The sequence below is a fragment of the Kiritimatiellales bacterium genome, from assembly GCA_041656295.1.
GTDB lineage: Bacteria > Verrucomicrobiota > Kiritimatiellia > Kiritimatiellales > Tichowtungiaceae > Tichowtungia.
The window spans coordinates 1-12207 of the sequence record JBBADV010000004.1 but is presented as its reverse complement, the minus strand read 5'-3'; the positions used below and the strand labels follow the sequence as shown (position 1 = coordinate 12207).

Below are 12207 nucleotides of genomic sequence, written 5' to 3'. Positions count from 1 at the left end.
AGTCTGCCCCACATTCAATACAACCAAAATGTGTTAAGCCGGATTAAATACGCGCCCCATGAAGAGGAGGGCGCCGGTTTCGTTGTGACGGATAATGAAGATAAACGGACGGTCAGCGCGGAATTCTACCGGCTGATGAAATGCCATGGCACGCACAATAACTCCGGTTGCGGCGGCGGCTTCGGTGCCTTCTTCGTCGACCTGTACGAAGGCTTTATGAACGACGTCGGAGAGAAACAGGTTTTCGGTGCTGATGTTTGAAAAATCGGCAGTGTGCGGATCAAATGCATCGATCAAGCCTAATACTAACAATGTTTTTTTCAGACTGGAAAGTTCTGTTTCAATTTTAAATTTTGGCAGAAACACACTGATCTCTTTCGACTGCATACTTTGAATCCAGTTTTGCAGCGCGGCATCGGAAAATCCCGCTTCAACTTTTTCAAGTCCGGCGGCATGTTTCGGCAGGACAATCAGCATGGAGAGTTCTTCGCCTTTATATGGCAGTTCAATCAACTGAAACGTTTCATTCTCCATATAATTAAACTGCGCCGGCTTCATCGCCATCATCAGCACATTGGTAACGGCGCCGGACGCGGTATGAAACGGCGCCGGTTCAGTGCACTCTTTATCGAACGCGTGCAGCCAGTCGCCCTTAAAATAAATTGCATTTACCAGGATCAGCCGTGTCAGCGGCGCTACCGAGCCGGCAGCGAGCAGCTCTTTAATTTTTTCATTTGTTTTTTCTTCAACCCAGAAATTGATTTTTTGCCGTTCACCGTTCGCATTATTGGCAAAGTCGGCAGTGCGGATTTCAGCATCATATTTTTCAATAACAGTGTTTTTAAAGCTCTCTTTTACTGTCAGCAAATTGCCAATCCACAGCGCGTTGGCGCTGTTCAGCGTGATATCATTGCCGGTTTGCGGGAACGGTGTAAATTCCGGCAGCAGCAGACTCATCTGTTGCAATGTATTTCCGTCAGCGCCTTCGCGTGTCATTGACAGTGCGGTTTCAATACTTGCCGGCGAAAAGGAGAAACTGCCGGCGCCGGATTTAAACTGAGCATAGAGTTTAAATGCAAAGTCACCGCCAAAGGTGAGCGATGAGAAGAATGTCGCATATAAACAGATCAGTTTTTTCACATTGTCTCCGTCATCAGAATTTCCGTTAACCGGCACGCTTCCAGGTAGCGCGGGATATTCACATATTCATTCAATGAATGCGCATGATAATTTCCGGCGTCGTATGTGACGGTGGGAATTCCCTTTTCGTTCAGAATATTTGCATCCAGACCGGCACTGATCACTTCAGTATACGCTTTGCGCCCGGCCTGCGGAGCAGCGCGCAAGAAGCGTTTTACTACCGCCGCGCCGGTTTTCAGGCGGAAGCTGCGGTAATCACTCATCACTGAGAACATCACCGAACCGCGCTTGCCGGAGCTGTTTTTCTGCGCATACGCCGCCTGCTCAAATGCTTTTTGCCACGCCGTATAGATCTTTTTCAGCGACGCCGATGAATGGCTCCGGCACTCGCCGGTGACCACCATAAAATCCATTACCTGGTTATCCGCTTCACCGCCGTTCATCGTGCCGACATTCGCCGTACCGGAAATACCGCTTTTATTAATCCTCCCGAACCAGCCGTCCGCTTTCAGTTTTGAAACGGCATTTGCCGCAATCACGGCAGCCGAAATTCCGCCCTCCGGATTTACCGCGGCGTGCACGCTCCTGCCGTGAATTTCTGCCGTCCAGCGTACCGCGCCGAGTGCGCCGATAATTCCGCCGTGCTCGCCACTGCCGTCAATATTAAAACACATCGCCGGATTTCCGCCGTCCGCCGGACGAAATGCTTTGGCGCCGTGCAATCCGTTTTCCTCGCCGACAGTGAAGAGCAGGGTGAGCGGCGGACGCGGCAGATCATTTTTCAATACAGTTTGCACCGCCGAAACGATGGCGGCGACCGACGCACGGTTGTCGCCGCCCAGCCCGGTTTTTTCTTTTGGAATAATATGATTTCCTTTAAGCACCGGAACTGCGCCGCGGCACAGCGGGACTGTGTCAAGATGCGCCGAAAACATAATACGCGGCGCTTTCACCGTGCCGGGAATTTTTACTATCAGATTACCGATTTCAAAGTGTTTCGGCAGACGTGCTTTGCCGGCGTTTTCGCGGATCCATGCCTGTTTAACGCCGGAATTTAACAGCAGGTTTTTAACCGCATTTGCCACCGGGCCTTCACGGCCGCTTGGTCCGTCAGCTGCCAGCAGTTCCATTAAATTTTCAACTGCTGTTTTTTCATTAAGCAAATTATTCATACCGGAAATATAACCGCCGGTAACGCAGATATAAATGGATTTTTTTAATAATCCCCTCAAAGCCTTGTTTATCTGAGCAGGATATCCGGTTTTTAAAAATCACTTTCACCTAGAAAAAGGATAATGCAGCGAATAAGATACGGAGCAATTCAGTTTTTATGACTGATGACATTTGAATAACAAAATTTGCGTTAACGCGCAGTAGCGGAGTTTTACCGCTATTCTATACACAAAACTGTTCAATTTTCCCGGATCAGTGTCGTGCCCTCATTCCATACCGATGGTATTTGAATGCAATACGGCTGCGCAGGCGGACCGAGTTCATTACGCCGCAACATTCCGTGCAGGATATCTACCAGGATGCGATACGCCTCTTCCCGCAACTGATGGAGTCCGGACAAATGCCGGACGCTATCCCATGAATCAACGCTTAAATACCCTACATCATCCGGCATGCGAATATTTTCTTCCGCGAAAATTTCGGGGATTAATTTGTTGCATCCGGAGACGATGACGTCCGGCGTATATTTTTTAAACCAGTTCAAAAATTTTTTCTTCCACTGAGAACGCTCCAGCGTCCCGTCCATAATCAATTTCGGTATCTGCTGGAATTTCACATTATCCACGGCATAGGCATACCCTGCCGCCCAGGGCTGAAAAAACGGCAGATTCATGACATATCCGGGACGCAGATATCCCCGTTCGCGCAGAGTAAGCATCGCTGAAAACACATCCTGATAGGAACTGCTCATTACATTATGAATAAAACGTTCCGTAACAGAACTGGCATAGGCAACCGCGGCAAAATTCTCCCAGCCGATTCCCCATGTGTGTAAATCGGAATGGAACCCGTAAATCAATAATCCATGAATTCCTCTGGAAAGCAGTGTGCGTCCCAGCGCACGCTGCGCCGGCGCTGTTTCGCCAACAACAAAATGATCCATCCGGTAGCCCATCCGCCGGCAGGCCTCAGTAAACTGCCGGCGTTCATTTTGGGTATCACTGCTGGGACGAATAATTTTTGCAAGCTGTTCACTTTCAAGCAGCGCCAGTGTACCAATATACACCGGTTGATTATTCTCTGCAGGATTTCTGTATCCGGCCAGCGCCCGGGCGGCGGAGTTAATCTGATAACCTCTTTTTTCACAAATACGTAAAATACGTTTTTTTGTTTCCGCTGAAACACGGGCATGATTATTAAGCGCCAGTGAAACCGCTGCGATAGAGACGCCCGCTTCACGGGCGATATCCGCCATTTTTACTGTCTTATTCATTCAAAAACTGTACTGTAAAACAGATATTACAAAAGTAAAATTTTCCTATGCAGCAGTTGCAGGCCTCCCGGCTTCAACCGGACCGCAGGATAGTGGTTTAAAAAAGCCGCAAAACAAATACTCAATTCGATTAACTGACCGGCAAGTGGTATGAAGAACTGCGTTGCGCAAGGTCGCTTCGAGCGGCGATATGTATGCCGCAATACAGCCGGTATAATACCTTGCCGCCAAATCTCCCTGCAAAATTTCCGGTGCGCAGATAAAACCACAAATGTCCGGCGATACGGATTTTTTATGAATCTTTTTCCGGCCCACGCCGGGACGCCGGCATTTTTCCCAATTCGATCAACCCGTAATTGAGCGAAGGGAAGTGCGTATAATTCCGCATGTCTACGAGCTGCCCGGGGCTGGCCCACGGAATTCCGGCCTCGGAGAACATAAGACCTTCACCGGCCATTTTTCTGACATGGCCGGCAATGTCTTTTATACACCGGAATGTGCTTTGACCCCGCTGTTCAATCGTCATAAACTCCGCGCCGATCGCCGACGGAATGCCGGCTGATTCAAACGCACCGTTCCACGCCAGCATAAACGGACGGCACTCTTCAACTGTGATCAACGGAGGCTCGCCGTTGATGCTGCGGATCATTGAGCTCAGCATCGCTGTTCGACTGAACACCCCGTCATCTTTTTCTGTAAAATCATGGTACTCTTTCCGTCCATCGTTAAATTCAATATCGACCAGCCGGTATTCCGTCAGTGTAATTTTCGCATTTTCGGTATAGATTTCACAGACTGTCGTACCAAACTCTCCAGTCGCCAGGCTGGCACTAAAAAACAGTTTCACTCCGTTGTCCGCCTGAATTCGAACGGCGCTCGTATCTTCGCTTTCAATTGTGTTTGCGTGATACAACTCCGCCTGAATCCTTGCCGGCACGAGCATACCGGCGCCGGAATTCCCCAGATACTGCGCCTCCGCCATCAAATGTGCCAGCGGATTCCCAACGGTTCCGTCCAGCACCCAGCCGCCGTTTATACGCAGTCTCCCGCTCCACACATTGCGCCGGAAATATTCTTCCGGACGCCGCCAGAGCGCGTGCGCATGCACACTTTTAACAGGGCCGAACTCACCGGACATCACCCGGTTTTTTATCTCAGCAGTAGACGAGGTGAACAGATGCTGGAAATTAACAAAAATCCACTTACCGGTATGCCGCTGCAGTTCGATCAGCTTATCCAGTTCCTGAACCGTTGCGACGGGCGGTTTTTCCAGCATCACATGGAAGCCGTTTTCAACCGCTCTTTTGGTATATTCAAAATGGCTGTCGATGCCGGTCGGGATGACAATCGCAGAACAGGTCTGCGGCGTAATGTGTTTGAACAGATCATCAACATCCTTGTATATCGCAACCCCGGCAGCAGTACACTCCTGCGCGGCATCGTTTTCCGCATTTCGGGTGGTCACGGCGATCAGACGCCCGAGTTCCGGAATTTTACTGATCGCAGAACGCAGCGTGCCGGAATATCCGCCGCAACCGATCATGGCTATATTCAATGGTAAATTTTTAATGTTCAATGTTCATTGCTCCATTATTAATTTTTAAAAATGTTCTGAAAATCCAGTCATTGTTTATTGATATTAATAATTTTCTGCTCATCCGCCGATTGCCGCGCGCATAATCCGGCGCGAGTCAGTTCAAGTGCATCGGCCGTATTCGTCAGCGCATTTTTGTTTTCGATAAAAGGCAGATACAGCGGCGCCGGAATATCCAGTTCAACCGGTTCCGGAGTTTTTCCGTCTTTCAAAAGAGTAACGCTGGTTTCATTTGAGCGCGCTTCAATAATTCCGCCGGTGCCGACAATCCGTACCCAGTCGTCGCCATGCGTTCCGGCAGACGCCGGACGGAAATAATCTATGCTTACCGTTGCCGGTGCGCCGTTACTCAGCATAAAAAGCCCGGCACATGAATCTTCGCATGCCGGCAGTGCCGGATGTATAAAATTATTCTGCAGCGCCGCGACCTGTGTCATTTTCAAACCGGTCGTAAAACGGATGATATCCAGCGCATGAATGCCGACCCATGGAAATGTTCCGCCGTAAACAGCACGTTCACCGAACCAGTCCGGACGTTTTGTTTCATCGCCGAATTTATACGACTTGCGCGCATTCACCAGCACCGGCATTCCAATGGCGCCTTCGTTCACCAGCCGTTTCGCGGTTTGAAAAACCGGATCGGCGCGCATTGAAAACATCGCCATCAAACGCACGTTATTTTTTTTAAGCGCCGTCTCCACCGCATCCACTTCATCGAACGTGATCCCGACCGGTTTTTCGGCGATCACATCACACCCGGCATCCGCCGCACAAATCACTGTCGCCGCAATATTTCCGGGGCGCGTGCTGATCACTGCAATATCCGCCGCCACGTTTTTAAACAACTCATCGGCACTGTTAAACACCGGAATTCCGGCAAGCGCCGGATGGTTCACCACACCGGAAAGTTCTTCACCGGCATACGCCGGCGCGGCGCCGGAAAAACAGACATCGCTGCACACGCTGAATTCATTCGCCGCCTCAAACCAGTGCCCCCATCCGCCGATAAACACAACATTTTTCATAACTGCTAAAAATTAATTTTTCGGCCACGGAACGAACCGGTTCCAGACCGTAAATGAATTTGCATCGCGGAACGGTGTCTCCGTCCGCTGACTCGAAGAATCCAGCCGCCGCGAATATTCTTCGCGGTACGGATCCGTACCCGGAACAAACCACTGCTGGATTCCTGATTCATAAATTTCGGCAGCCAGGTAGCCGTTCGGAAACTGAGTGGTTTGCGGACAGTTAAACTGCGGTGCGTTGCCGAGCATGGCAATACTCGCAATGTTTTTGTGGCCGACATAAATGATCGATCTGCTGCGTGCGATTTTTTTGAGCATTGAACGGCACCGGAAATTTTTTGCGTCATGGATTCCGGCATCGGCATCGCGCGGCGCAATCGCTTTGTCCGGCACTAACTGATAATGCGAAATAATGACGGCCGGTTTGGTTTCGTCGAGCTGCTTGATCACACCGGCGTTCCACGGTTTGTTCAGTCTGCCGTCATTCGTATCCAGCCATACAAACTGTATGCCGGAAATGGTTTTTATTCCGGCGGGCGCGCCGAACAGCTGTTCCCATTTTTCGGCAAATCCGCCCTCGGCCTGATCGTGATTTCCTTTCGTCGCAATCAACGGCATTCGGGCGCCGGACAGCACGTTTTCAACCGCTTCGAGTTCCTCCTCCCGGCTTTTATCGGTCAGATCGCCGGGCAGCAGCAGCAGTTCACAACCGGACTGGTTAAGGTCGTTTACAATACCGGTCAGAATATCGACGCTGAGCGAGTGCATACGACTTGCCGGATTATCCGGAAAAAGTGAAACGTGCGGGTCGCTGATAATCGCAAGGCTCATCAGTTTTTTTCCGGCAGGCTGTTTTAAAGTGCGCGCGGTCAGTTTTTGTACTTTTCCGGCGCCGGATTCGCAGCGAACTGTATAGTCTGTATCCGGCGTTAAATCCGAAAATATGATCCGGCCGGATGCGCCGTAAAATTCTTTCTGCTCAACAACGTTTTCTCCCGCCGACAGCGTGAATCTCAGATTCTGCTCGCTCATCAGTCCGGCACGGAGCATGAGCGATTCCGGCGTTGCGCTTTGCAATGCAATATAATCCATCGCTTCGTTCGGCGGAAACGGTATTGTTTTTGCGCCGGAAATTAATTCGTCGTTACGGCCGAGCATTGCGGTTGCAATCCGGTGCGGAATATCACTGTTTTCCAGCGGTTCAGTAAACAATCCGGCGCCGGAGCCTTTGGCGTTCGTAATTATTTTCCGGCTGGTGTGGCCGAACGTTGTAAAGCGGAAACCGTTGCGCGTATCGCGCACGCGCATTACTTCCACCGCCAGCGGATTATACCGGCCGTAGCCGGTCATTTTATCTTCAGCAGTCAGTCCGCCATGCACGTAATAATTCGCCGCCTGCATGATGCGCGCCGTTTCGTCAGCGGTCAGGTCTTCAAGTCCGGTGTTTTTCACGCACCACTCAACCAGCGCATCGAGTCCGGCGCCGGAGTTTTTCATCTGCTCCATCACCGGCTCCATATCCAGCAGCTTCATCGTCTGGCTTGTCCAAAATCCCGGCGCGGCGGATTTATCCTCTTCAAAAATAATTCCGCCGGTATCGTGATCTGCGGTAACCACAACGAGCGTTTCAGCCGGATACTGATTATAAAATTCAACCGCCGCGGCTACTGCCAGGTCAAACTCCGCCATTTCACGGATAATTCCGGCGGAATCATTATTGTGCGCACGATGGTCGATTGCACCGCCTTCAACCATCATAAAAAAGCCGATATCGTTTTTCAGCAGCTTCGCCGCTTCGCGCGTATACTCCGCCAGCGACGGCCCGTTACGTGTCTGCGCCGGCCAGTCCGGATCCATCGACGACATCACCGCGTTCTTTTTCGCCGGATCTAAGTTGAATAATTCGGCTCCGCGACAAAACTCATAGCCGCTGCGCCGCATCCGCGCCTCAAACATCGCTTCCGTATAACCTTTTGGATAAAGTACCGAACTGATGCCGAAAAAATCAAAGTTACTCGCCGCCATGTCGGAAAGCAGCCCGGCGTGCAGCGAGCGGTGTTCGCGGTTGCCGTAGTGCGCCGCCGGCGTTGCATCATTAATACCCACCGATGAAATGATGCCGATTTTATAGCCGCGATTTTGCAGAATTTTCGCCAGACCCGTCACCGGAACCTTATCCGCATTCATCCCAATCGCACCATTGCAGGTCTTAATACCGCAAGCCAGTGCTGTACCGGATGCTGCCGAATCCGTTGTCTTTCCCTGCACGTTATCCGTGCCGGTTAGAATTGATTTTTCAAACGTGCCCAGCGTCATCGGCCCAAACTGATCGTGAAACAGTCTCCGGTGTGAACCGCTCATCCCGTCGCCGATCATCAGAAATACATATTTCGGGGTCTGACCGAACCCAAAGCCGGCGAACAGAAATATCAGTAAAAATTTTTTAAAAATTCCTGTTTTGGTTTTAAATCGCATTCTCTTTCTCCTGTATCAGTTTTACGGCACTTATTTTTCAAGAAAAATGCCGGTTAATGCAAAAATATAAACTGTCTAATTTATCTCCTTTTTTTTGGACACGCGGATGGGTTGCAAACGCCGGATAAAAGGTTAATTGCATATTTTCCGGCATCGTGAAGATTGAAAATCAATAATCATGACCAGCTGACGCCCGGCATCGGCAGCATTTTTAATGCGGAAAAACAGATCCATCAGTTCAACCTGGACCCGGACGATCAATTTCGCAGGTATACTGTTAAACTAATTATAGAAATTATTCCTGCTTCCCGGGAAAAAGGAAGTATCGTAGCTTGATGCGTATGAAACAATTGAAATCCGGCGACCTGAAGTTTGCCACAGCAGCAGCCCTGTTATCCCTGTTCGTATTTGCATTTGCATCAAATGCACTGCCGGTTGTACTGCTGCGGGCGGCGGATGCGCTGCAGGTTCACGCCGGAACACTGGCACAGGTCGCGGCGTTTCAATTCTGCGGTTATCTGCTGGCGGCGGTTGTCTGCGGGATTCTGGCGGATTACATCGGGAAAAAAGCCGTTTTGTCGGCCGCCGGCATCCTGCTGCTCGCCGGCGCCGGTTCATGGACTGCCTCAGTGAACTTGAATATGGCAATCACCGGCGGAATTCTGATGGGCATGGGCGGCGGCGTAATTGAAAGCATGAGTACTACGGTACTCTCCGATCTGTACCCGGAACGCCGGCGCTTTTTTATGAATCTCTCACAGATCGTTTTCTGTGCCGGCGCCATTGCGGGACCGGCGCTGATGAGCTGGCTGCTGCCGCTCGGCATGAGCTGGCGGATTTATTTTATCGGCGTGGCGATAATATCTGCTCTGCTGACGGTGCTTTTCACGTGCACAAAACTGCCGGCGCCGGCACAGGATGAACGGATCCATCCCGCCGCGCTCGGCATCATTGCAAAACGAAAATCATTCCTGCTGCCCTGCTGTGCGCTGTTTTTTTCTGTGCTGACGGAAGCTTGCATTATTATTTACGCCAATGCGTATCTGCAGACCGTCCATCACGCGCCGGAACACCGGGCCATCTCGTTTTTATCCATTTTCTGGCTCAGTATGCTGCTCGGACGGTGGGCCTGCGCCGCCATTCCTGAGCGCATCCCGCATATTCCGCTGACCATCACATTGCTGCTGCTGGCGGCGGTTACACTCGGTCTGCAACCGGCGGCACACAGCTGGCTTATCAGTATGGTTATGTTTACATTCACCGGTATCGCCATTTCTGGAACCTGGCCGATGATTGTAAGCATTTCCGCAGCGGAAAACACCGGTTATTCCGGTACAGTACTCGGTACAACCATTGCGGCGGGAGCCGTCGGTTATGTGGCGGCGCCAAGTATCATGAATCTGCTGTTCGCCCGTGTTCCGGCACATACAGTTTTCTTATTCGCAGCAATTCCCCTGCTCATTTCCGCCGGCGCACTGCTGCTCATCCGTCCAAAATTCCGCTGCCGAACATTTTTTAATTAATTCCGCGATCGCGGATATAAGCTGTGCTCATGATCAGCGTATACAAACTGATCGTACTGGCCAACCCGGTGTTCGCAGTCCCCGGACTTCAGTTTTCATAACTTTATTCAAATTGTCTAAATGGCCTTGATATGAAACGTCGAGAAAAAATTTGGATTTTAAGAAAAACGCTTTTTTTAATAAAAAAACTGGAAAAATAAGGATATTTTGAAAGGATTGAACCCAATAAAAATAAGAATTTAACTATCATCTAACTGCTCTATGGCGATGCACTCCCATCCTTATGAATGCCCCTGTATTCTCATTCTGCCGGTCGAATCCGGCCATCCGGATTTTCTCGAATGGATTCAGAAAAACTGTCAAAGGCCTTAAGATCAAACCATGGATATCCTTTTCACAACATTCAACGCGCGCTATTCCCACACATCACTCTCCCTGCGCTGTCTGCGTGCAAACCTCGGCGCACTGCACGATTCGTCTGCAATCATCGAATTTGACAACCGCATTTCACCGCACATCGCCGCCGAAAAACTGCTGGCAGAAAAACCGAGACTCATTCTCTTCAGCGTCTATATCTGGAACCGCATCATCGTTTACGAAACCGCTGCCATCATCCGGCGCGTTCATCCCGAAATAAAAATTGCCATCGGCGGACCTGAAGTCTGCTATGATAATTCCGATTCGCTGCTCATTGCTCTCACCGACCATCTGTTGCGCGGTGAAGGTGAGCCCTACATTGAAACATTCTGCCGCGATATTCTGAACTGTGGAGCAGACATTCCTGTCTGCTCCGGGCAGACAGGAATGTCTGCCCCGCGCCGTCCGCCGAAGATAATTTCCGGTGCGCCGGCGGACTTGAAAAAAACTGCTCTGCCGTACGATGAATACACGGATGATGATATTGCGCACCGCCGGATCTATGTTGAAACCTCACGCGGCTGTCCGTTCGGCTGTGAATACTGTCTATCCGCACTCGACCAGACTGTCCGTTTTTTCCCGCCGGCGCGTATTTTCCCGGCGTTTGAAAAACTGATCGCACGCGGCGCGCGTATTTTTAAGTTCATCGACCGCAGTTTTAATATCAACACTGCGCATGCCGCCGCTGTATTGAATTTCTTTCTTGAACGCCAGCAGGCCGGCATGATGCTGCACCTTGAATGGGAACCGGAAATTCTGCCGCCGGCGCTTGAAAAAATTCTCTCCGGTGCGCCGGCGGGATTCTTTCAACTTGAAACCGGTGTGCAAACCTTTAACGCTGAAGTTGCCGAACGGATTCACCGGCGCTTCAACGCCGGGAAAATTGAACAGAATATCCGCAAACTCGCGGCCATGAACTCCGTGCATCTGCACGCCGATTTAATCGCCGGACTGCCCGGCGAAACATTCGCAAGCATCGCCGGCGGTTTTGACCGCCTGCATGCCTGCGGACCGCAGGAAATTCAACTCGGCATTCTTAAAAAACTGCACGGGGCACCGATTGCACGGCACGATGTCAAATGGCAGATGGTTTATAATACCGCACCGCCGTACGATGTGCTGCAAACCGCCACACTCAGTTTTGTTGAACTGCAGGAAATCCGGCGCTTCGCGCGCTTCTGGGACATCACGGTGAACAATGGGCGTTTCCCGCATGCCGCGCCGCTGATCTGGAAAAAACAGCCGGCAGTTTTTGCGGCGTTCATGGAATGGAGCGAATGGCTCTATAAACGCACCGGCTCGTCGATGGGCATTGCGCCGGTTAAACTCGCCGGACTGCTTGAAAAATTTTTAACCGGCAGGCGCAAGCTTGACTCCAGCACTGTTCGCCGCGCCATTGACCGCGATCTGAACAATTCCGGTGCGTCACTGAAAGGCATGGAACGGCAAACGAGAAAAACGTAGCAATAGCGTATTGCCTCATATAAAAAAGACACCGAAGGGGTGCTGATTTTTGATCGTTGACGGGCATGGGGTAGTTCTTTCGTTATGGTTTGTCAAGCGGCGGTTTTCCCGGCCTGTTTTTTA

The 12207-nt window shown here is 50.8% G+C and carries 8 protein-coding genes; 2 read left to right on the top strand and 6 right to left on the bottom strand.

What is annotated here, in order from left to right; translation table 11 throughout:
- Positions 1 to 33 precede the first annotated feature (33 nt).
- The 6 genes from WC959_03385 to WC959_03360 form a co-directional block, all read right to left on the bottom strand.
- Complete coding sequence (locus tag WC959_03385) at positions 34 to 1140, bottom strand: serpin family protein (GenBank protein MFA5688180.1); 1107 nt, start codon at positions 1138 to 1140, stop codon at positions 34 to 36.
- Positions 1137 to 2312, bottom strand: coding sequence for a M20/M25/M40 family metallo-hydrolase (locus WC959_03380; protein MFA5688179.1), 1176 nt, complete (start codon positions 2310 to 2312; stop codon positions 1137 to 1139). Before WC959_03380 ends, WC959_03385 begins: the two co-directional genes overlap by 4 nt.
- A 239-nt stretch (positions 2313 to 2551) precedes the next feature.
- Positions 2552 to 3586, bottom strand: a complete 1035-nt coding sequence (locus WC959_03375) for a LacI family DNA-binding transcriptional regulator (protein MFA5688178.1) — start codon at positions 3584 to 3586, stop codon at positions 2552 to 2554.
- A gap of 292 nt (positions 3587 to 3878) precedes the next feature.
- Positions 3879 to 5162: a Gfo/Idh/MocA family oxidoreductase gene (locus WC959_03370; protein MFA5688177.1), complete on the bottom strand. Its 1284-nt coding sequence runs from the start codon at positions 5160 to 5162 to the stop codon at positions 3879 to 3881.
- A gap of 47 nt (positions 5163 to 5209) precedes the next feature.
- A complete protein-coding gene (locus WC959_03365; GenBank protein ID MFA5688176.1) occupies positions 5210 to 6205 on the bottom strand; it encodes a Gfo/Idh/MocA family oxidoreductase in 996 nt (331 codons plus the stop codon).
- A gap of 12 nt (positions 6206 to 6217) precedes the next feature.
- Positions 6218 to 8680, bottom strand: coding sequence for an alkaline phosphatase (locus tag WC959_03360; protein ID MFA5688175.1), 2463 nt, complete (start codon positions 8678 to 8680; stop codon positions 6218 to 6220).
- 335 nt (positions 8681 to 9015) lie between these two features.
- Here WC959_03360 and WC959_03355 point away from each other — a divergent pair, with 335 nt between their 5' ends.
- Positions 9016 to 10203, top strand: coding sequence for an MFS transporter (locus WC959_03355; protein MFA5688174.1), 1188 nt, complete (start codon positions 9016 to 9018; stop codon positions 10201 to 10203).
- 381 nt (positions 10204 to 10584) lie between these two features.
- Positions 10585 to 12084 (top strand): DUF4080 domain-containing protein, encoded by a 1500-nt coding sequence (locus tag WC959_03350; protein MFA5688173.1) that lies wholly within the window; start codon positions 10585 to 10587, stop codon positions 12082 to 12084.
- Positions 12085 to 12207 lie beyond the last annotated feature (123 nt).

What these genes read in the sequence shown, in the direction of transcription:
- WC959_03380 (MFA5688179.1), bottom strand. Translation starts at nt 2,312, where the DNA reads ATGAATAATTTGCTTAATGAAAAAACAGCAGTTGAAAATTTAATGGAA.
- WC959_03375 (MFA5688178.1), bottom strand. Translation starts at nt 3,586, where the DNA reads ATGAATAAGACAGTAAAAATGGCGGATATCGCCCGTGAAGCGGGCGTC.
- WC959_03365 (MFA5688176.1), bottom strand. Translation starts at nt 6,205, where the DNA reads ATGAAAAATGTTGTGTTTATCGGCGGATGGGGGCACTGGTTTGAGGCG.
- WC959_03360 (MFA5688175.1), bottom strand. Translation starts at nt 8,680, where the DNA reads ATGCGATTTAAAACCAAAACAGGAATTTTTAAAAAATTTTTACTGATA.
- WC959_03355 (MFA5688174.1), top strand. Translation starts at nt 9,016, where the DNA reads ATGCGTATGAAACAATTGAAATCCGGCGACCTGAAGTTTGCCACAGCA.
- WC959_03350 (MFA5688173.1), top strand. Translation starts at nt 10,585, where the DNA reads ATGGATATCCTTTTCACAACATTCAACGCGCGCTATTCCCACACATCA.